The organism is Duganella sp. sic0402 (genome assembly GCF_019219065.1).
GTDB lineage: Bacteria > Pseudomonadota > Gammaproteobacteria > Burkholderiales > Burkholderiaceae_D > Rugamonas.
The window spans coordinates 178420-198392 of sequence record NZ_JAHUWK010000010.1; the positions used below are offsets into that span (position 1 = coordinate 178420).

Here is a 19973-nt window from a genome sequence, read left to right on the forward strand (position 1 = left end):
GCTAGTCAACCTTGGCCACGGTACTGGCGCTGGTCGGGCGGGAATTGATATTGGCCTTGACCGCCAATGTTCCGTTCAGATCGGCTTCGCCAGACGTGGGTAAGCGCCATTCGCGCACCCTGCCCGCCAACACGTAACCGAACAAGCCTGCGGCAATCTCGAACTCCTTGCCGGCGGCGTTGCTCAGCACCAGCGCGCCGATCTGTGCGTGCTGATTACCGCTGTTGCGGACTCGCAACATCCAAAACCCATCTTTTCTGAATACGCTCCACGCCAGCAGCGGCGCCGCGCGCTCGTCGGCGGGCAGCACGAACAGCGGTACCGAATAGCGCAGGCGGATATCGACACCGCTGGCAGGGCCATCGTCCTTGGGTATCTCATCGATCAAAATGCGGTAAGTCAGCTCGCTGGCTGGCAATTGCTCGCTGCGCCGGACCAGCCGTATCATCTGGCTGCTCTTCGGTCCGATCTGGATGATGGGCGGGCTGGCCACCACGTCCTGGGTGGGCGTCAGCACATCGTCGCCATCTTTTTGTTCCCACAAATAAACACGCACCTGGCCATACACGGCCGCCTCACCCAGATTCTGCATGGTGATGCCGCTGGCGCCCTGGCCGGCGCGCAGATTAATCATCACCGGCGAAATCTGCAGGTTGGCCGCAGCCACGGGCAACGCCAGCCATGCCAGCCATACGCCACCGATCAGCCCTGAAAAGAGCGCGCGTGTCCCAGTCATCCACCCTCCGGTTGCTTAAGATCAACACTCAATTCCATTATTAATGATTTAAAAAAATCATGCTTTTGCAGGAAGAGACAACTGTTTTGCAAGCGTAGAAAACTATCAAATATATTTAAAAGATAGGCATAATACGCAACAGGGAGTGATAAAACTTTATCAACCATGTTTCTGGGGACGTTATGCCCACCACCCTCGAAAGCACGCGTTCCAAAATCCTCATCGTGGACGACTCCGCGTTTGAGCAGCGCATGCTGGTCGACCTATTGAGCGAGCTGCCCTACAAGGTGTCGGTTGCCTTCAATGGTCTGCAAGGCTATCAATTGGCGTTGGCCCAGCATCCCGACCTGATCCTGCTGGATGTGCGCATGCCGAATATGGACGGCTATACCGCCTGCCGGCTGCTCAAGGCCAATCCGGTGACGCAGGACATTCCCGTGATCTTCCTCAGCGGCGCCGACGCCGATGACGACCGCATACTCGGCCTGTCGATCGGCGGCGTCGATTACGTCTCCAAGCCATTTTCGCCGGGCGAGCTGGCGGCGCGCATCCAGGTGCACCTGAACCTGGCCAGGCGCCAGCAGGCGCCGGCGCCATCCGACAGCGGCGAGGCGCCTGAACCGGAGCCGGAAAGCGATCCGGACGCGGTGCTGGTCAACGCCGTCAAGCGGCTGATCGCCGACAACCTGGCGGCGCTGCCGGGCCTGGCGGAAATCGCGCGCAGTGTCGGCACCTACCGGGAAAAATTGTCGCAGGTGTTCCGCGAACAAACCGGCATGACGGTGTTCGGCTTTATCCGCGAGGAGCGCATCCGCCGTGGCGAGGAGTTATTGAAGGACACCGATATCGACGTGCAGGACATCGCGCTGCTGATCGGCTTTAACAATGCCGGGAATTTCGCCACCGCGTTTCGTGAGCGCATGGGCGTCACGCCGACCGCCTACCGCCAGGCGATCCAGAAGAAATAAGCACGCTAGTTGCGGCACTCCGCCGGCAGTACCGCCTGCGGGATCGCTTCGCTGGCGCAACGCCACGCGATCCGCTGGTTGCCGTCCACCCGTGGCGTGAACGCGATCGCCTGGCCGCGATAGTTCAGATCGGACGGGAACACCCGCACCGTGCCGTTACCGGCGTCCACCACCACATCCTGCACCGCGTGGCCGGGATCGGCCAGCGCGAAGCCAGCCGCTTCCAGCGTCGCCGGCGCGTGGCCATTGGCGTAGAAGTAGCGCTCCACCGCCGCCGTGGCATCGTGACCAACCGTCACCGCCTGCGCCATGCGCGCCCTGGCCATGTATTCCTGATAGGCCGGCAGCGCTGCCGAACCGAGCACGCCAGCCAGCCCGATCAGCGCCAGCAACGACGCCGCGCCGCCCACGCCAAAGCGCGGAACAAACAGCGCCAGCAGATACGCCAGGCCGTGACGGCCGGGCTGCACCACCTCCGCGCCATTCGCCAGGCCGCGCACCACCGCCATGCGCTTGACCAGCCACGGATGATCGCCGACCAGCTCATGAAACGACATCCAGAAACCGCCACTCTGCTGCGCCTGCGCGGCGTAGCTGCTGGCGCTCAGCTGGCGCCAGCGCTTGCCGCCAGCCGCCAGCGCCGCCAGCCCGGCCTGGGCACTGTGCAAATCGTCGCAGGCGTGAAAGCCATAACGGTCGCACGTGTATTCGCGCGCCCGCGCATAAGCCGCGCCCAGCAGCGGCAGCCACGCCGCCGGCGCCAGCAGCGCCGACCAGCGCAAGTGCTGCTGGCGGATATGGCCGAGCTCGTGGCCGATGTAGAAATTGATCGCGTCCGGCCGCAGCTCCAGCGCATCCACCACATCAGCATGCAGCACGATGAAATGGCGGCCAAAAAAGCGCGTGGCAAACGCGTTGAAAGCACCACTCCTCTGCAGCAGATAGGCGTCCGGCACGCTCTCCAGGCCAAGCCGGCGGCAGCAGCGCTCGATGCGCTGATGCAGGTCGGGGAATTGCTGCACCGTGATCTGCACGGCGGTGCCTTTCAGATGCGACACCAGCGCCGATTGCGCGAAGCAGTAGCCGAGCAGGAACAGCAGCCCGTACACCAGCGCCATGCCCAAAGCGCCGAGCAGCAGCAGCGTCCAGATCAGCAGCGACACCGCCAGCATGATGCCGAACAGTGTCTTTTCATTCTTATAGACCAGATTCATGCAGCATTTTAATCGCTGCTTTGAAATAAATACAACTCTTTATGACAACGAAAGTTGCAGATCGGCGATATTAATCGGCTTGACCAGATGTGCGGCGAAACCCGCCTGGCGGCTGCGCGTCTTGTCGTTTTCCTGGCCGTAGCCGGACAGCGCCACCAGCTTCAGCGCCTCGCCGCCCGGCAGCTTGCGCAGATGCCCGGCCAGTTCAAAGCCGTCCATGCCCGGCAGGCCGATGTCGAGGATGGCCACTTGCGGCATGCCGCTGCTGACCAGCGCCAGCGCCTGTGCCGGGTCGTAAGCCACCAGCGCGCGGTAGCCCAGCGCGGCCAGCAGTTCACCCAGCGAATCAGCGGCGTCCTGATTGTCATCCACCACCAGCACCTGCGCGCCTGTAGCGGCGTCCAGCGATGGCGCGACGTTGGTGTCGGCCTGCGCCACTTCGCTCTCCACCACCACCGAATCGGGCAGCGTAATGGTGAAGGTGCTACCGCGTCCTTCGCCGGCGCTGTAGGCGCTGACTTCGCCGCCATGCATCTGCACCAGATTGCGCACCAGCGCCAGGCCGATGCCGAGGCCGCCCTTGGCGCGGTCCAGCTGGCGGTTGCCCTGCACGAATAAATCAAAAATATGCGGCAGCAGTTGCGGCGCGATGCCGTTGCCGTCGTCAGTCACTTGCAGCTGCACCGTGCCGCCCCTGATGCGCGTGGCCAGCGTGACGTGGCCGCCGGCCGGCGTGTAGCGGGCGGCATTGCTCAGCAGGTTGGACACCACCTGCGCCAACCGCGCCGGATCGCCGCGCCAGCGCACCGTTGGCACATCCACCAGCAGACGGTGCTGCTTTTGCTCCAGCAGCGGACTGGCCATTTCGATTGCCTTGTTCAGCACATCGGCCAGCGGCACGACTTCCTTGCGCAGCTCGACCTTGCCGCTGGCGATGCGCGACACGTCCAGCAAATCATCCACCAGCCGCACCAGGTGATCGACCTGGCGCTGTATCACTTCCTGTTCGTGCATGGTTTCGCTGTGCGGATCGCGCAACTTCATCAGCTTCAGCGCGGTCACAATCGGCGCCAGCGGGTTGCGCAACTCATGGCCCAGCATGGCCAGGAACTCATCCTTGATGCGCGAAGTCAGATGCAGGTCGGTGTTGAGGCGGTCGCTCTCGGCCATGGCCTGCGCCAGTGCCTGGTCGCTTTGCAGCCGGCTCAGCGTGGCGCACACGGTGGCGGTGAACTGTTCCAGGAACTGGCGGTAGGCGCCGTCCAGCGGCAGCCGCGGCGACAGCTCGAACGCCAGCGCCAGCTCGGCGCACAGCTGCAACTCGGCGCCGCGTATCACCAGCAGGTCGGCGCCGGGACGGGCCGCTTCCTCGCCGCCGCTGAGCAGCGTCACGCCCAGCAGGTCGCCCGGATTATCGACCGCCGCCTGGGTGATCGCCGCGCGCACCTCGGCCTCGTTGTGGCAGGCAAGCAGGCGCCGCGCCAGCAGGTCCAGCGTGTGGCGGCGGCGCTCGGCCAGCACCTGCGCCGTGGTTTCGCTGCACACCACCAGCACGCCGCCGACCTGATCCTGCTCGTCGTACACCGGCGTGTAGGTGTAGCTCCAGTACACGTCTTCGATGCGGCCGTTGCGCCAGATCGGCACCAGCTTGTCGGCATGCCAGCTCGCCTGGCGGCCGCTGCGTACCGCCTCGATCTGCGGGCCGATGATGGACCAGATCTCCGGCCAGCATTCGCGCCCGCGCTGACCCAGCGCGGCAGGGTGCTTGCCGACGCCGAAGCATGGCACATAAGCGTCGTTGTACAGCTGGATCAGCTGCTCGCCCCACCACAGGAACATCGGATGCGCCGAATGCATGACGATGCTGACCGCCGCGCGCAGCGAAGCAGGCCATTCCGCCATCGGCCCCAGCGGCGTATCCTGCCAGCGATGCGCCTGCACCAGTTCGCGCATCGGCGAGCCGGCGCCAATAAAGCGCGGCGGCGGAGCGGGAAACGGCGTAACAGACTGTGCCAACATGATCAATTCCAGGTGCGAAAGCCAAATAGTAGCAACTGTACTGTTCAGCGGCGCACAATAGCTCCCGCAGTGCCCAAATTTGATATTTTGGCCACAGATAGCACATTGCGGGCCTAATCAGCCATGCTCGCGCCACTGGTCGAGGTCGCGCGGTTCGGCAATCGGCGCGCCATTGCGTTCGGCGCGGAAGCGGGCCGATGCCGCGTACACCGCGCGCCGCACACGCATGATTGAGCCGATCGGCCGGTGTGCGGCGATGCAGTGCCAGGGATTGAACTGCATGCCATCGTCGACCAGCACTGACAAGCCATGCGTCCAGCCGGCCTGCGGCACGGTGCGGAGGCGCGCCACGGCGATCCACGGCGCCTGCCACTCCACCGACGCATCCTCGATCGGCATGCTGGCCAGGTCGGTGCACAGCTGCACGCGCAGCTCCCACTCAGCGCTGTGCTCGGTGACGAAATCCACCACGGCGGCACGCAGTCCGTTGGGCTTGTTGTCCAGGTCCACTGGCTGGTCTTTCAGCGCCAGCAGTTCCGGCGACACCGGCGCCAGCGACAGCTTGGCCATGTAGCGGCCATACAGAATGGGCGCAGCGGTGAAGAAGGTCTCGCCCAGGATATGCGTTTCCGGATGGCCGCCCAGTCCCTTCAGCGTGGAGCTTTCCGCGCCCACCGCTTCTACCACTTTTTCGACGCCGCGCAAGGCGGCCGATAGCGCTTTCTTCAGGCTGGGCGCTTTATCGGTAGTGGCGGCCAGCAGCTTCAGGCTGCCCTGGAACTGCCTGGCGGTCGGCGCCAGGAAGGTCGGGCCGTTGACCATCACAAAATCCTGCGTGGCGTCGCCGACGCCATCGGCCAGGCGTACGCCCGGCACGCCGATGATCTTGATCGCCATGCCGCGCGGCGTGGAGACTTTGTCGTCCAGCAGGTCGCCCGGCGTGGTCGATAGCCGCAGCACCGCCGGCCAGGCGCCGCCCGGATGGCTGAACAGGCCCTGGGCGTAATCCGGCGGCAGATTGGGCAGCACCCGCAGCTCGCCGCGCAGCAGGCCATGGCTCTTGGCGTGTACGCCGCGACGGGCATGGCCGGTGTCTTCGTCTACGGTGGTGGCGATCGAGTGGATCGATGCGGTAAGGGCGGCAATGGTGTCGGCCTCGCCCTCCTCCGCTACTTCATAGGAAAGATCGTAAGGCAGCGGCTGGGTCAGATGTCGGGTGGGGAAGTCCATGATATTCCTTATTGCGGGCCGGTTGGCTAACCCCATCTTGGCTGCCGCTGCGGCGTGCGTCTGTGTCATCCCGCACCGAGGATTGCTGACGCCTTCAACTATGCGTATAATTAATGAGAATTATTCGCATTTAGATGACGATCATGCCGCCCGAGTCTGCCCTGCAACAAGAAATCACCACGCTCTACAGCGACCATCATGGTTGGCTGCGCGGCTGGCTGCGCAAGCGGCTGGGCGATATGCACCAGGCGGCCGATCTGGCGCATGACACCTTCATGCAGCTGCTGGCGCGTGACGAGCCGGTGGCGGCGCGTGAACCGCGCGCCTTTCTGACCACGGTAGCGCAGCGGGTGCTGGCCAATCACTACCGGCGCCAGCAACTGGAACAGGCCTACCTGACGGCGCTGGCCAGCTTGCCCGGACAGGTCGAGGCATCGCCGGAGGAGCGTGCCATCGTGCTGGAAACCCTGACCGCCGTCGACCGCATGCTGAATGGGCTGCCGCTGCCGGTCAAACGCGCCTTCCTGATGAGCCAGCTGGACGAGATGAGCCACGCGCACATTGCCGAGGAGCTGGAGATTTCCATCAGCACCGTCAAGCGCTACCTGGTCAAAGCCGGCCAGCATTGCTACTTCGGCGCGCACGGGGTGGAATTATGAGCGCCATGGCGGTGCCGCCGGGCGTGGCGCAGCGCGCCGTCGAATGGCTGGTCGAGCTGCAGGCGCAGCCGCTGCCGGACGAAGTGCGGCTGGCCTGGCAACAATGGCGCGACAGCCACCCGGACCATGAACGTGCCTGGCAGCGTATCGAGGCGGTCAACGGCAAGCTGCGCACGCTGGGCGGACCGCAGCACCCGGCCGCCGCCGCCGCGCTGCTGGCGCCGCGCAGCCGTCAGCGCCGCCACGCCATCAAGACCCTGAGCGTGCTGTTCTTCACCGGCGGCCTGGCCTGGACCGCGCAGCAGCAACTGCCATGGCGCAGCTGGACCGCCGACGAGCGCAGCAGCAGCGGCAAGCGCCGCAATGTGGCGCTGTCGGACGGCAGCACGGTAGCGATGAACGCCGGTGCCGCCTTCGACATCGATTATGACCAGAGCGGCCGCCGCCTGCGCCTGCGCGCCGGCGAGATCGTCATCACCACCGCGCCCGACCAGCGCGAGCGGCCGTTCACCGTGCACACCGCGCAAGGCACGCTGCAGGCTCTCGGCACACGCTTCGCTGTGCGCCTGTACGACGCCGCCACCCACGTCAGCGTGTTCGACGGCGCGGTGGAGCTGCGGCCGCAAGGCGGCACGCCGTCGCGCACGCTGCAGGCCGGCCAGCAGGCGCTGTTCAACGCCGGCGCCATCATGCCGACGCTGGCCGCCGACGAGGACAGCATCGCCTGGACCGACGGTTTCCTGATCGCCAGGAGCATGCGCCTGGCCGACTTCCTGGCGGAGCTGAACCGCTACAGCGAGGTCACGCTGAGCTGCGCGCCGCAGGTGGCCAATTTGCGCGTCTCCGGCAGCTATCCGCTGGACGATGTGCAGCTGGTGCTGGAAACCCTGTCCGCCACGCTGGCGCTGAATATCGAGACGCAAACCCGCTTCTGGGGCCGCTACCGCAGCGGCATCCGTCTGGCGCCCAAAAATATTTCGTAAAAATCTGGCCTGGCCTGGTCTGTTTTGATTTTTCGCGTGACATAGGAGGTAAGCAACCACACTCCATCTCCGCGAAAGGTTCCCATGTACATCAAATTGCTCACCCTGGCGGTTGCCGCCACCCTGCCGATCATTGCGCAGGCGGCCGACACCCGCAGCTACAACATTGCCGGCGGCGCGCTGGAAGAAGCGCTGAACCGCTTCGGCCGCGCTTCCGGCATCATGCTGTCGTTCGTGCCGGACCTGACCAGCGGCCTGCGCAGCGAAGGCCTGCAGGGCCAGCACACGGTGGATAGCGGCCTGGCGCGCCTGCTGGCCGGCAGCGGCCTGGAAGCGGTGCGCCAGCCGAACGGCAGCTACCTGCTGCGCCGCGCCGCCAGCGCCACGCCGGCCGATGCCAAATTGCAGACCATCCAGGTGCGCTCCGGTACGGACGTGGCGCCGGCGCCGGGCGGCCAGGTCGCGCGCGCCGGCCGCCTGGGTCTGCTGGGCAATGTCGAGGTGATGGATACACCGTTCAACCAGACCAGCTACACAGCCAAGCTGATGCAGGACCAGCAGGTGCGCGGCCTGATGGATCTGCTGGAAAACGATCCCTCCGTGCGCAACAGCTCGCCCATCGATGGCGAAGCCGACATCATCATGGTGCGCGGCTTTGAAATGTATGGCCGCGAGATCATGATCAACGGCATCGCCGGCCTGGGCGACAACCGTGGCGCGATGATCGAAGCGGTGGAGCGCATCGAAGTGCTGAAAGGCCCGAGCGCCATGCTGAACGGCGTCAGCCCATGGGGCTCGTCGGTCGGCGGCTCGATCAACTACGTCATGAAACGTGCAGAAGACACGCCAACCGCGCAATTCACCGGCAGCTTTGCCTCCAGGTCGCAACTCGGTGCGCACTTCGACCTGGGCCGCCGCTTCGGCGACAAGAACCAGTTCGGCGCGCGGGTCAACACGGTCTACAAGAACGGCGACGGCGCCATCGACAGCACCGCCAACCGCCAGGCCTTCACCGCTGTGGCGCTCGACTATCGCGGCGACAAGCTGCGCCTGACCGCCGATGGGACTTACCAGGAAAAGGAGCTGCATGGCGGCCTGGCCGCCAGCCGGCTCAGCAGCTCGCTGGCGATTCCGCGCGCGCCGCGTGGTTCGACCAACTTCAAGCAAGCATGGGAAACCTATAATTCGGATAACCGTTCGCTGCAACTGGGGCTGGAATACGATATCAACCAGGACTGGAAGTTCTCGGCCAGCCATGGCCAGTCGCTGAACAACGAAGTGTATTTGCAGGCGGTCAGCACGATCAATAACGCCAACGGCAATATACTGGGTTCGGTGTTCCTCATTCCCGCCCGCAGCACCAACAAAGGCAGCAACATCAGCCTGAGCGGCAAGTTCAGCACCGGTCCGGTCACGCACGCAGTGGTGTTCGGCGGCGGTGACGTCACCGCGCGGCGCGGCCAGGCCACGCTGGCGGTCGGCGCAGCCGCACTGTCCAACATCTACCAGCCGGTCGCCCAGCCTTACCGCGACGGCAGCGGCATCAGCACCGATGTCGATATGCTGAACCGCTACAACACCAGGTCGAGCGCCGTCAGCGACACCATGGGCTTCTTCAACGACCAGCTGCTGCTGATGGTCGGTGCGCGCAACCAGGCGATCGGCAGCACCCTCTATCGCCGCAACACCGGCACCGGCCAGCTGGAAGTCGCGCGCGATGCCAACTCCAACAAAATCACCCCGACCACCGGCCTGGTGTACAAGCTGACGCCGCACTGGTCGCTGTATGCTAACTATATCGAATCGCTGATGCCTGGCCCGACGCCATCGACCTACTACCAGAACTCGATGCAGATATTCGATCCTTACCCGAGCAAACAATATGAGGCTGGCGTCAAGTATGAGCTGGGCAAGCTGACCATCACCAGCAATGTCTATCAGATCACGCTGCAGAACGGCGTCGAGCAAGCCTCCAACAACAGCGATCCACGCCCGATCTTCGCGCTGGACGGCGAGCAGCGCAACCGCGGCTTCGAGCTGAACACCTTTGGCGAAGCGTTGCCCGGCCTGCGCCTGCTGGGCGGCTACTCCTTCATCGACGCACGCCTGATCCATACCCAGGATGGCCTGACCGACGGCCGCCGTGCACGCGGCGTACCGAAAAACAACCTGAACCTGGGCAGCGAATGGGATCTGCCCTTCCTGGCCGGCGCCACGGTCAGTGGCCGCATGGTCTATACCGACCGCATGTTCATCGATACCGGCAACACCCGCGCGCGCAGCACGCCGTCGTGGACCCGCTTCGATATCGGCGCGCGGTATGCAACCAGGATCAATGGCCATGACACCACCTTCCGCCTGAATATCGATAACCTCGCCAATCGCGATTACTGGTCGTCCGCATCGCGCGGCGTGCTGGTGGTGGGCGCACCGCGCAGCGTGCGCCTGTCGGTCAGCACGGATCTGTAATGAAGGCGCCGTTTCGCGCGCGCCCAGCCACTGCCGGGAGATGGGCATGAACGGCAGCCTGCGCCAGTCGATGGCGTGGCTGCACACCTGGACCGCCTTGCTGTCCGGGTGGTTGCTGCTGGTCGTCTGCATCACCGGCACGGCAGCCTACTACCGCGACGAAATCAGCCTGTGGATGCAGCCGGAACGGCATGGCGGCATCCCGGCGGCCGCCACGCCTGCCGCGCAGCAGCAGGCGGCGCGCATGGCGGTCGCGCGCCTTCAGCAGATCGCGCCGCACGCCGACAGCTGGATCATCGACCTGCCGCAGCCGCGCAAGCCCTACACCGGCATCAGCTGGAGCAGCCAGCGCGGCGAGCGGCCCGCACCCGGCGCCGGGCGCCCGGCCGGAAATTTTGCAAGCGCCACGCTGGACGGCCACGGCCATCTGCTGCCGGATGCGCGCAACACGCGCGGCGGCGGTTTCTTTGCGGTGTTCCATTTCACGCTGCATTACCTGCCGGTGCTGTGGGGACGCTGGATCGTCAGCATCGCCACCATGGTGATGTTTGTGGCGCTGATCAGTGGCGTGATCACGCACCGGCGCTTCTTCGCCGACTTCTTCACCTTCCGGCCCGGCAAAGGCCAGCGTTCCTGGCTGGATGCGCACAATGCGCTGGGTGTTCTGGCGCTGCCGTTCCACACCATGATTTGCTACAGCGGCCTGGTGACGCTGATGCTGTTGACCATGCCGTGGGCGGTCAAGCATCTGTATCCGGAGCAGCGCAACGATTTCGTCGGCGCCGTGTTTCCGCAGGCACCGCGCTTGCAGGCTGCGGCCGGTGTGCCTGCGCCGCTGGCCGATATCGCGCCGGTGCTGGCGCAATCGGCTCAACATTGGCAAGGCGCGCTGGCGGCGCGTGTCACGGTGCAGCGGCCCAACGATGCGGCTGCACGCTATATCGTGCAGCGTGATGAGGCGGGACGCCTGTCCAATCAGCGTCAAAGTCTGTTCTTCAGTGGAGTCGATGGCCGACTGACCGACCGCGCTGGAGACATGCCGTCAGCCGTCGCCGAAACGCGCAACAGCTTGATCGGCCTGCACATCGGCCGCTTTGCCGAGCCGTGGTTGCGCGGGCTGCTGTTCTTCTCCGGCCTGGCGTGCTGCGCGATGATGGCAACCGGCATGCTGCTGTGGACCGTCAAGGCAAGCCTGCGCAAGCAGCCGCCACGCGGACTGCGGCTGGCCGAAAGCCTGAACATCATCACCGTCGCCGCACTGCCGGCCGCCATGGCCGCCTACTTCTGGCTCAACCGCTTGCTGCCGCCCGATCTGGTGCAGCGCGCAGCGGCCGAGATCAACGGCTTCTTCATTTGCTGGGGCGTGCTGTCGATCGCGGCGCTGTTCTGGCCCGCGCGGGCGATGTGGATGGCGCAGCTAATACTGGGTGCGGTGCTGTTTGCGGGGCTGCCGCTGCTGAATGCCGCCAGCGCGCCAGCCAAGGCCTACGCCGCCCTGCTCTCCGGCGGCAACGGCTTGGTCGCCGCCACCGACGCCGGCCTGCTGCTGTGCGGCGCCCTGCTCGGCTGGGCAGGCTGGCGCCTCCGCCCAACACCGCTTGCGGGGACTGCGGAGGTGACGCCATGATGCGCCTCTCCGCCGCCGCGCTGTGGCGCTGGCAAGTCGGCGCGCGCGCGTTGATCGCCATCTTCGGTGGCTACGCGCTAAGCGCCCTGGCCAGTGCCCGGCTGGCGGCCGCCTGCGCGCTGGTCATGCCGCGCCCGGACGCCGCCCTGACCGGCATGCTGCTCAGCTTTGTGCTGTACGCCGCCATCATCATCTGGACCTTCGCCGCCAGCACGCTGCGGCGTGCCTGTAGCGTGCTGCTGCTGGCTGGCGGACTATTATTAATGACACCGCACTAAACAAACGGAGCGCTCAAACGTCATAGTCTCTCTTGCCACCAACCATAGAGACAACCATGCATCCACCGCTCCGTACCGCCCTCTCGCTCGCCCTGCTCGGCCTGAGCGCCACCGCCCATGGCGAGGATACCGATCCGCCAGTCCTGCCGTCCGTCACCGTAACCGGCGCCAGCGAAAGCTCCTACACCACCCGCGCCGCCAGCACCGCTACCGGCCTGTCGCTGTCGATCCGCGACACGCCGCAGTCGGTCAGCGTCATCACCCGCGAGCGGATTGAAGACCAGGCACTGCAAACCGTCTTCGACATCGCCACCAACGCCACCGGCGTCTCGGCCAAGGAAATCGACAGCGTGCGCGGCTACTTCTATGCACGCGGCTTCGAAATCAAGCAACTGCAAATCGACGGCGTGCCGATGTACGGCAGCGACGCCGGCCAGGCCAAGGCCGACATGGCCATCTACGAACAGGTGGAGATCGTGCGCGGCGCCAGCGGCCTGCTGAACGGCACCGGCAGCCCATCCGCCTCGATCAACCTGATACGCAAGCACGCCGACAGCAAAACCTTCACCGGCACGGTGAGCGCGGCCGCCGGCTCGTGGCAAAAGCGCGAGGCCGAAGCGGACCTCAGCGCGCCGCTCAACACCGACGGCAGCATCCGTGGCCGCGTGGTCGTCAACGCGGAACAAAAGAACAACTTCATCGACCTGGAAAACACCCGCCAGCGCACCCTCTACGGCGTCATCGACGCCGACCTGGGCGCAGTCACCCACCTCAGCATCGGCTACAGCCAGCAGAACGACAAGCATCGCGGCAGCCAATGGGCCGGCCTGCCGATCTTCTACAGCGACGGCACGCGCACCGACTGGCCACGTTCCAAGTCCGCCGCCGCCAAGTGGAACTTCTGGGACACCGAACAGCGCACCGGCTTCGTCACGCTGGAACACACGCTGGCCAACCAATGGAAAGTTACCGCCATGGCCACGCGCCGCGAGAACAACGGCGACCAGCGCCTGAACTGGATGTCCGGCCTGGTCGACCGCAACACCGGCCTCGGTTTAGATCCGTGGGTGGTCGGCTATGGCGGCATCGAAGAGCAGACCGACTACGGCGTCACCGCCAGCGGCCCGTTCACGCTGCTGGGCCGCAAGCATGAAGCCACCATCGGCGTACTGCACGGGAAGCACAAACAGGAATGGCTGGTCAGCGACGCCAGCGAGCAACCGCCGATTGGCGACTTCCGCAACTGGAACGGCGACTATCCGGAACCGCAATGGGGCGCCTACTATTCCGGCTCCAGCTACTACGACACCCAGACCAGCATCTACGGCGCGACCCGTTTGCAGATCACCGATCCGTTCAAGATCATCGCCGGCGCCCGCGTCACCGACTGGAAGCGCGACGCGGCCAGCGGCGCCTGGACCGATGCGCCCTACACCATCCGCCATAACGGCAAGATCACGCCTTACCTGGGCGGCGTCTATGACATCGGCGCCAACAGCTCGCTGTACGCCAGCTACACCAGCATCTTCGATCCGCAGACCATGCGCGACCGCAGCGGCGCTTATATCGATCCGCTGGAAGGCAAGAGCTACGAGGCCGGCGTGAAGAGCGAACTATTTGGCGGCAAGGCCAGCGCCTCGTTTGCGGTGTTCATGGTCAAGCAGGAGAACTTCGCCGTGGTCGATCCGGGCCAGTTCGTGCCGAATACGCGCGAGCAGGCCTACACCTCTATCGACGGCGCAGAAACCAAAGGCTATGAAATGGAACTGAGCGGTGAACTCGCGCGCGGCTGGAGCGCCAGCATCGGCTGGACGCAATTCCGCTCCGAAGACCGCGACGGCAATCCGGTCAACACGGTCCATCCGCACAAGCTGCTCAAGCTGTACACGCGCTACCAGCTGCCGGGCGACTGGCACAAGCTCAGTGTCGGCGGCGGCGTCAACTGGGAAGGCAGCAGCTACACGCGCGTGGTCGATCCGCGTTCCGGCGCCAGCTTCGTGGTCAGCCAGCCATCCTACGCGCTGGCCAGCCTGATGGCGCGCTACGACATCAGCCGCGACCTGAGCTTGCAGGTCAACGTCAACAATCTGTTCGACAAGAAGTACTACAGCAACCAGCTGGATGTCTTCCAGAACCTGATCTACGGCGCTCCACGCAACGTGCTGGCGACGCTGCGCTACAAGTTCTGAGCTAGCTGATCACATTGCGGATAAAGCGCGTGGCCGCCGCGCCGGGATTGACATAGGCGTAGCGCTGCGCGCTGCTGAAGATCGCAAACTCGCCGGCGGCCAGCTGCTTCGTCTCGTGCTCAAACACGATGTGCAGCGCGCCTTCGGTCACCATGATCATTTCGGAAAAGCCCTGCATGTCCGGCTGTGCGTCGTAGCGGTCGCCGGCGTGCAGCGACCAGTGCCACAGCTCCACCATATTGGCAGCCGGCGCAGCCCCCAGCAGCACGGCCTGGCTGTCAGCGCCCGTGCCACGCCACATCAGGCTGCGGATATCGCGGTTGTCGGCTTGCGGCGGCCGCACCAGATCGACAAAGCGGACCCCCAGCGCCAGCCCGATCGCATCCAGGTTGGACAGGCTGATATTCGCGCTGCCCGCCTCCAGGCCATTGATCATGCGGCGGCTCAGGCCAGAGCGCTTCGCCAGTTCATCCTGGCTCAGCCCCTGCTGCAAGCGGTAGCTGCGTACGTTTTCTGCTGCATGCGCCAGCGCGGGCGAGGAATTTTCTTGACTGTGCATTATATTGCGCATCATAATGTGAGAAATATTTTGCTCACATTTTATCATGCACTTTACGCATCCCCGCTGGGCGGAGCTGTCGCTGGTCATCGTCACGATGATCTGGGGCGGTACCTTTTTGATCGTGCAGACCGCCGTCCACACCGCCGGGCCGCTGGCTTTTGTCGGCACCCGCTTCGCCATCGCGGCACTCATTGCCGCAGTGCTGAGCCGCCGTCATCTGCGCGGATTCAGCTTGCTGGAGCTGGGCGCGGGCGTCGCCATCGGCGCCTGCATCTTTGCCGGCTACTCGCTGCAAACACTCGGACTGCAATACATCTCCAGCAGCAAATCCGCCTTCATCACCGCTTTCTATGTGCCGATGGTGCCGCTGCTGCAATGGCTGTTCCAGCGCCAGCAGCCGCATGTGGCGGCGCTGGCCGGCGCGGCGATTTCGTTTGCGGGACTGGCCTGCCTGGCCGGCCCGGAAGGCATCAGCGGCGGCTTCGGTTACGGCGAGATGCTGACCGCACTGGGCGCGCTGGCGATCTCGGCGGAGATCATCCTGATCGGCCACTACGCGCAGCGCGTCAACGTGGCCCGCGTGACGGTGACACAGCTGGCGGTCGCCTCGCTGCTGGCGTTCATGGCGATGCCGGTGGCTGGCGAAAGCCTGCCGGGATTGGTGCCGCTGTTCTTCCTGTGCGCGCTGGCGCTGGGCATGGCCAGCGCCGCCATCCAGTATGTGATGAACTGGGCGCAGCGCCAGGTCAGCGCCACCAAGGCGACCTTGATCTATGCCGGTGAACCGGTATGGGCCGGCGTCGTCGGCCTGCTGGCCGGTGAACACATTCCCGCGCTGGCGGTGCTGGGCGCAGCGCTGATCATCTTCGCCAGCATCGTCGGCGAGTGGCGCAAGGCTTAGCTGTCGCCAGGCTTGCAGCGCGGCTGCGCCATCAGGCTGGCGCTGAGGTCTTGCTCCGGCAGCCGCAGCGTCAGCGTGTTGCCGACCATGCGGTTCTGGTACAGCGTCACATTCGGCTGCGTGATGTCGCGCGTCCACTTGGCGGTAAAGGCCTCGCCGTATTTTGCCTTGGCCTCGTCCCGGATGCGCTGTAAATCGGCATCGTTCAATTTCTTCGGCAGGTAGCTGCCGATTTCGGTCAGCGCCAGCTCAGCCTTACCGTTCTTGACGGTGGGACTGAACAGCAGGACCACACGCTGGCCATCGCTGCCGGTCATTCGCGCATTGGCGCCGCCGAAGCTGCAAATGGTCGCAACATTGGCGCGGAACTGGCGGATCAGCTCCGCATCGAAGTCGCCCGACTCGGCGTAGACGATGCGCTGGCCAACGCTATCCAGTCCGTAGTAGTCGCCCTTGCCCTTGAATTTGAATCCATAGTCGCCCACCGGTTCAAGCTTCAGCGCTTCCGCCTCGGCCAGGCTCATGCCCAGGCAGGCCTTGTCCACGCAGAGTTTGCCCTCTTGCGCCTGCGCCCATGTGGCCAGCGTCAATGCGGCAACGGCCAGGCCGGTTCTGATGTGTTTCATGCTACACCCTCTTGCAATATTTCCGAGATGAAATTTTAACCGCTGGTCTGCCTCAGCGGGAAACCGCCGGACATGCTATCGTTGACCCTTTTTTCCTCGCATTTTTGCTGCTTCCGATGCACCACGAACCTATTTCCAACACTCCCCTCATCACTGCGCCGCGCGGCGCCGGCATGGCCAGCCTGGCCCTGGCGATTGGCGGCCTCGCCATCGGCACTGGCGAATTCGCCTCGATGACCATCCTGCCGGTAGTCGCAGGCGATCTGCAGGCCAGCCTGCCCGACATGGGCCACATGATCAGTGCGTACGCGCTGGGCGTGGTGTTCGGCGCGCCGCTGATCACCATTTTCCTGGCGCGCATGCCGCGCCGCGCGATGCTGATCATGCTGATGTCGCTGTATGCGATCGGCAACCTGCTGAGCGCGGCCGCACCGGGTTACGGTTCGCTGCTGCTGGCGCGTTTCATCGCAGGCATTCCGCACGGCGCTTATTTCGGCGTGGCGGCGCTGGTGGCGGCGGCGATGGCTGAGCCGGACAAACGCGCGCAAGCCGTGTCGCGTGTGCTACTTGGACTGACCATCGCCAACATCTTCGGCGTGCCGCTGGCGACCTGGCTAAGCCAGGGATTCGGCTGGCGCTCGACCTTCCTGGTGGTTGGCGTGCTGGGCGTGACCACCGCGCTGATGGTACGCCGCTATGTGCCCTTCATTGCGGCCGGCGACGCCAGCCCGCGCCGCGAACTGGGCGTGTTCCGCCGCTTGCAGGTGTGGGTGACGCTGCTGATGGTGTCGATCGGTTTCGGCGGCCTGTTCGCGGTCTACACCTATGTCACGCCAACGCTGCTGGAAGTGACCAAGGTGTCGCCGGCGATGGTGCCGTTGCTGCTGGCGATGATGGGCATCGGCATGACGGTGGGGAATCTGGTCGGTGGCTGGTTTGCCGACCGCTCGCGCCTGTGGACGATCTTCGGCGCACTGGTGTGGAATGTGGCGGCGCTGACAGCGTTCTACTACACCAGCACCAACGTGTGGACGATGGCGCTGAACCTGTTCGCCATCGGCTGCGGCATTGCGGTCGCGCCAGCGGTGCAGACCCGTTTGATGGATGTGGCAGGCGATGCGCAGACTGTGGCTGCCGCGCTGAATCACTCTGCCTTCAACTTCGCCAATGCTGCCGGCGCCTGGTGCGGCGGGCTGGCGATCGCCCATGGCGCCAGCCTGCAATCGACCGGCCCGGTTGGGGCACTGCTGGCCGTGGGCGGCATCGTCGTACTGGGCGTATCCGTGCTGCTGGAACGGCGCGGCGCAGGCGCCCGCATGGCGCCTGCAACCGCTGGCTAGATCGCCTTTACTACAGCCTTACCACATGATGACGCGCTGTTCCGGCGGCAGGTACATCGGGTCGCCCGGCTTGATGTCGAACGCCTCGTAGAAGCCAGGCTGGTTCATCACCGTGCCCTTGGCGCGGAACTCGCCAGGCGAATGCGGATCGCTCTTGATCTGCGCAATCGCCGCTTCCGGACGCAGCTTGGCGCGCCACTTCTGCGCGAAGCCGATGTACAGGCGCTGCTCGCCGGTCAGGCCGTCGATCACTGGCGATGGCTTGCCGTCCAGCGAACGCTTGTAGGCGTTGTAGGTGATCGACAGGCCGGAGTTGTCGCCGATGTTTTCACCCAGCGTCAGCTCGCCGTTGATGTGGTAGCCCGGCACCGGGCTGTAGGCGCTGTACTGCTTGACCAGGCCGGCGGCGCGCGTCTTGAAGGCGGCGCGGTCTTCCGCCGTCCACCAGTTGCGCAGGCGGCCGTGCGAATCGTACTGGCTGCCCGAGTCATCAAACGCGTGGCTGATCTCGTGGCCGAAGGTGATGCCCAGCAGGCCGTAGTTGACTGCGTCCTCCGCTTTCACGTTGAAGAACGGCGGCTGCAGGATCGCAGCCGGAATGGTGATCGCGTTCAGCAGCGGGCTGTAGCTGGCGTTGACGGTTTGCGGCGTCATCGACCATTCATCGCGGTCCACCGGCTTGCCAAGTTTGTCCAGGTTGTTCTTGCGGCTCCACGCGCGCACGGCCTTGACGTTGGCGATCAGGTCATTCGGCTGGGTTTTCATGCTGCTGTAGTCGCGCCATTTTTCCGGATAAGCGATCTTCGGTTTCAGCGCGGCCAGCTTGGCCTGGGCTTCCTTCTTGGTCTCCGGGCCCATCCAGTCCAGCTTATCGATGCCGTCCTTGAACGAAGCGACGAAGTTGTTGAACATCTCCATCACGCGCGGCTTGGTTTCCGGCGGCAGATAGGTCTTCACATACAGCTTGCCGACCGCGTCGCTCAGCGAGGCATCGGTGAAGCGCAGCGCCAGCTGCCATTGCGGTTCGCTTTGCGGCACGCCGCGCAGCGCCGTGCCTTCAAAGGCAAAGTTTTGCTTGACGGTGGCGCTGTCCAGATACGCCGCATAACTGTCGATGATGCGCCAGCTGAAGTAGCTCTTCCATGCATCCAGCGGCACTTCGGCCAGCTGCTGCGACAGGCCAGTCAGGAAGCTCGGCTGGCGCACCACCGCCGACGAGGCTTTCGGCGCGTAGCCGGCCGCAGTAAAGTAAGCATTCCAGTCGAAAGCTGGCGCCAGCTCGCTGAACTTGGCGAAGTCGACGCGATTATAGGATTTGACCGGATCGCGCATCTGCACGCGCGTCCATTGCACCGAGGCCAGACGGGTTTCAATGTCCAGCACTTGCGCGGCGTGGGCGGCGGCGTTCTTGTCGCCGCTCAGCGTCAGCATGGTAGCGACGTGCTGCTGGTACTTGTCACGCAGGCCTTTCAGTTTGGCGTCGTCGTCCTTCAGGTAGTAGTCGCGGTCCGGCAGACCCAGGCCCGACTGGTTGATGCTGACGGTGTACTGCTCCGGGTTTTGCGCATCCGGCGACACGCCGGCCGAGAACGGCGTCTGTACGCCGCTGCCTTGCAGGTAGGCGAACAGCGCCGGCAGTTCCTTCTTGTCCTTGATGGCGGCGACACGGGCCAAGTCAGCGTGCAGCGGCTTGAAGCCGGCGGCGTTACGCGCCTTTTCGTTCATGAAGCTGGTGTACAGATCGGCGACCTTGTGGGTTTCGCTGCCCACCTTGCCCGGATTCTTGACGGTGGCGTCGATCAGCGCGCGCAGCTGGCCCTGGGCGATCTCGCGCAATTCAACATAGGTGCCCCAAGTCGACTTGTCGGCCGGGATCTCGGTGTTGCGCACCCAGATGCCATTGACGTAGCCGTAGAAATCATCCTGCGGACGCACCGAGGCGTCCAGGGTTTTCATGTCGATGCCGGACTCTTGCTGGGCATGCGATGGGGAGGAGAGGAGCAACAAGGCGCAGCAAGCGGCGCTGATGAGCGAACGTTTCACAGGCATTCCCTTATAGGAAAAACAATTACTTATTAAAAATCAGCATGTTACATGACTAAATCGGCACATCGCAACTTTATATTGTATAAAATATCCAAAGCCAAGTTATGATGGCTGCACACTCTCTAC

16 protein-coding genes are annotated in these 19973 nt (G+C 64.4%); 9 read left to right on the plus strand and 7 right to left on the minus strand.

Annotated features, from left to right (window positions below; translation table 11 throughout):
* Position 1: 1 nt before the first annotated feature.
* Positions 2-736 carry a molecular chaperone gene (locus tag KW842_RS21775; protein ID WP_218306221.1) on the minus strand — a complete coding sequence of 245 codons (735 nt, stop codon included), beginning with the start codon at positions 734-736 and terminating at the stop codon, positions 2-4.
* Between the two features lie 182 nt (positions 737-918).
* Between KW842_RS21775 and KW842_RS21780 the strand changes: the two genes are divergently transcribed.
* Complete coding sequence (locus KW842_RS21780; RefSeq protein ID WP_218306222.1) at positions 919-1704, plus strand: response regulator; 786 nt, start codon at positions 919-921, stop codon at positions 1702-1704.
* A gap of 5 nt (positions 1705-1709) precedes the next feature.
* On the opposite strand, the gene KW842_RS21785 is transcribed toward KW842_RS21780, so the two are convergent.
* The 3 genes from KW842_RS21785 to KW842_RS21795 all read right to left on the minus strand — a co-directional run bounded on the left by KW842_RS21785 (position 1710) and on the right by KW842_RS21795 (position 6167).
* Positions 1710-2918, minus strand: a complete 1209-nt coding sequence (locus KW842_RS21785) for a M48 family metallopeptidase (protein WP_218306223.1) — start codon at positions 2916-2918, stop codon at positions 1710-1712.
* 39 nt (positions 2919-2957) lie between these two features.
* Positions 2958-4937, minus strand: a complete 1980-nt coding sequence (locus KW842_RS21790; RefSeq protein ID WP_218306224.1) for an ATP-binding protein — start codon at positions 4935-4937, stop codon at positions 2958-2960.
* 117 nt (positions 4938-5054) lie between these two features.
* Positions 5055-6167 (minus strand): catalase family protein, encoded by a 1113-nt coding sequence (locus tag KW842_RS21795; protein ID WP_218306225.1) that lies wholly within the window; start codon positions 6165-6167, stop codon positions 5055-5057.
* Positions 6168-6310: 143 nt separating this feature from the next.
* Here KW842_RS21795 and KW842_RS21800 point away from each other — a divergent pair, with 143 nt between their 5' ends.
* The 6 genes from KW842_RS21800 (at position 6311) to KW842_RS21825 (ending at position 14372) form a co-directional block, all read left to right on the plus strand.
* Positions 6311-6826 (plus strand): sigma-70 family RNA polymerase sigma factor, encoded by a 516-nt coding sequence (locus tag KW842_RS21800; RefSeq protein ID WP_218306226.1) that lies wholly within the window; start codon positions 6311-6313, stop codon positions 6824-6826.
* Entirely contained in the window at positions 6823-7809 is a 987-nt protein-coding gene (locus KW842_RS21805) for a FecR family protein (RefSeq protein WP_229223838.1), read from the plus strand. The genes KW842_RS21800 and KW842_RS21805 overlap by 4 nt, the downstream gene beginning before the upstream one ends.
* Before the next feature lie 84 nt (positions 7810-7893).
* Positions 7894-10278: a TonB-dependent receptor gene (locus KW842_RS21810; RefSeq protein WP_218306227.1), complete on the plus strand. Its 2385-nt coding sequence runs from the start codon at positions 7894-7896 to the stop codon at positions 10276-10278.
* 46 nt (positions 10279-10324) lie between these two features.
* Positions 10325-11905 carry a PepSY domain-containing protein gene (locus tag KW842_RS21815; RefSeq protein WP_218306228.1) on the plus strand — a complete coding sequence of 527 codons (1581 nt, stop codon included), beginning with the start codon at positions 10325-10327 and terminating at the stop codon, positions 11903-11905.
* Complete coding sequence (locus KW842_RS21820; protein ID WP_229223839.1) at positions 11902-12183, plus strand: hypothetical protein; 282 nt, start codon at positions 11902-11904, stop codon at positions 12181-12183. The genes KW842_RS21815 and KW842_RS21820 overlap by 4 nt, the downstream gene beginning before the upstream one ends.
* A gap of 56 nt (positions 12184-12239) precedes the next feature.
* A complete protein-coding gene (locus KW842_RS21825) occupies positions 12240-14372 on the plus strand; it encodes a TonB-dependent siderophore receptor (RefSeq protein ID WP_218306229.1) in 2133 nt (710 codons plus the stop codon).
* A 1-nt stretch (position 14373) separates the two neighbouring features.
* On the opposite strand, the gene KW842_RS21830 is transcribed toward KW842_RS21825, so the two are convergent.
* Positions 14374-14931 (minus strand): helix-turn-helix domain-containing protein, encoded by a 558-nt coding sequence (locus KW842_RS21830; RefSeq protein WP_229223840.1) that lies wholly within the window; start codon positions 14929-14931, stop codon positions 14374-14376.
* Positions 14932-14977: 46 nt separating this feature from the next.
* Here KW842_RS21830 and KW842_RS21835 point away from each other — a divergent pair, with 46 nt between their 5' ends.
* Entirely contained in the window at positions 14978-15835 is an 858-nt protein-coding gene (locus tag KW842_RS21835; RefSeq protein WP_218306230.1) for a DMT family transporter, read from the plus strand.
* On the opposite strand, the gene KW842_RS21840 is transcribed toward KW842_RS21835, so the two are convergent.
* Positions 15832-16461 carry a hypothetical protein gene (locus tag KW842_RS21840; protein ID WP_218306231.1) on the minus strand — a complete coding sequence of 210 codons (630 nt, stop codon included), beginning with the start codon at positions 16459-16461 and terminating at the stop codon, positions 15832-15834. The genes KW842_RS21835 and KW842_RS21840 overlap by 4 nt on opposite strands.
* Before the next feature lie 116 nt (positions 16462-16577).
* Here KW842_RS21840 and KW842_RS21845 point away from each other — a divergent pair, with 116 nt between their 5' ends.
* Positions 16578-17801: an MFS transporter gene (locus tag KW842_RS21845; RefSeq protein WP_218306232.1), complete on the plus strand. Its 1224-nt coding sequence runs from the start codon at positions 16578-16580 to the stop codon at positions 17799-17801.
* Between the two features lie 18 nt (positions 17802-17819).
* Here the strand turns inward: KW842_RS21845 and KW842_RS21850 are convergent, their stop codons facing one another.
* Positions 17820-19844 (minus strand): M13 family metallopeptidase, encoded by a 2025-nt coding sequence (locus KW842_RS21850; RefSeq protein ID WP_218306233.1) that lies wholly within the window; start codon positions 19842-19844, stop codon positions 17820-17822.
* Between the last annotated feature and the right edge of the window lie 129 nt (positions 19845-19973).

What these genes read in the sequence shown, in the direction of transcription:
- KW842_RS21775 (WP_218306221.1), bottom strand. Translation starts at nt 736, where the DNA reads ATGACTGGGACACGCGCGCTCTTTTCAGGGCTGATCGGTGGCGTATGG.
- KW842_RS21780 (WP_218306222.1), top strand. Translation starts at nt 919, where the DNA reads ATGCCCACCACCCTCGAAAGCACGCGTTCCAAAATCCTCATCGTGGAC.
- KW842_RS21785 (WP_218306223.1), bottom strand. Translation starts at nt 2,918, where the DNA reads ATGAATCTGGTCTATAAGAATGAAAAGACACTGTTCGGCATCATGCTG.
- KW842_RS21790 (WP_218306224.1), bottom strand. Translation starts at nt 4,937, where the DNA reads ATGTTGGCACAGTCTGTTACGCCGTTTCCCGCTCCGCCGCCGCGCTTT.
- KW842_RS21795 (WP_218306225.1), bottom strand. Translation starts at nt 6,167, where the DNA reads ATGGACTTCCCCACCCGACATCTGACCCAGCCGCTGCCTTACGATCTT.
- KW842_RS21800 (WP_218306226.1), top strand. Translation starts at nt 6,311, where the DNA reads ATGCCGCCCGAGTCTGCCCTGCAACAAGAAATCACCACGCTCTACAGC.
- KW842_RS21805 (WP_229223838.1), top strand. Translation starts at nt 6,823, where the DNA reads ATGAGCGCCATGGCGGTGCCGCCGGGCGTGGCGCAGCGCGCCGTCGAA.
- KW842_RS21810 (WP_218306227.1), top strand. Translation starts at nt 7,894, where the DNA reads ATGTACATCAAATTGCTCACCCTGGCGGTTGCCGCCACCCTGCCGATC.
- KW842_RS21815 (WP_218306228.1), top strand. Translation starts at nt 10,325, where the DNA reads ATGAACGGCAGCCTGCGCCAGTCGATGGCGTGGCTGCACACCTGGACC.
- KW842_RS21820 (WP_229223839.1), top strand. Translation starts at nt 11,902, where the DNA reads ATGATGCGCCTCTCCGCCGCCGCGCTGTGGCGCTGGCAAGTCGGCGCG.
- KW842_RS21825 (WP_218306229.1), top strand. Translation starts at nt 12,240, where the DNA reads ATGCATCCACCGCTCCGTACCGCCCTCTCGCTCGCCCTGCTCGGCCTG.
- KW842_RS21830 (WP_229223840.1), bottom strand. Translation starts at nt 14,931, where the DNA reads ATGCACAGTCAAGAAAATTCCTCGCCCGCGCTGGCGCATGCAGCAGAA.
- KW842_RS21835 (WP_218306230.1), top strand. Translation starts at nt 14,978, where the DNA reads ATGCACTTTACGCATCCCCGCTGGGCGGAGCTGTCGCTGGTCATCGTC.
- KW842_RS21840 (WP_218306231.1), bottom strand. Translation starts at nt 16,461, where the DNA reads ATGAAACACATCAGAACCGGCCTGGCCGTTGCCGCATTGACGCTGGCC.
- KW842_RS21845 (WP_218306232.1), top strand. Translation starts at nt 16,578, where the DNA reads ATGCACCACGAACCTATTTCCAACACTCCCCTCATCACTGCGCCGCGC.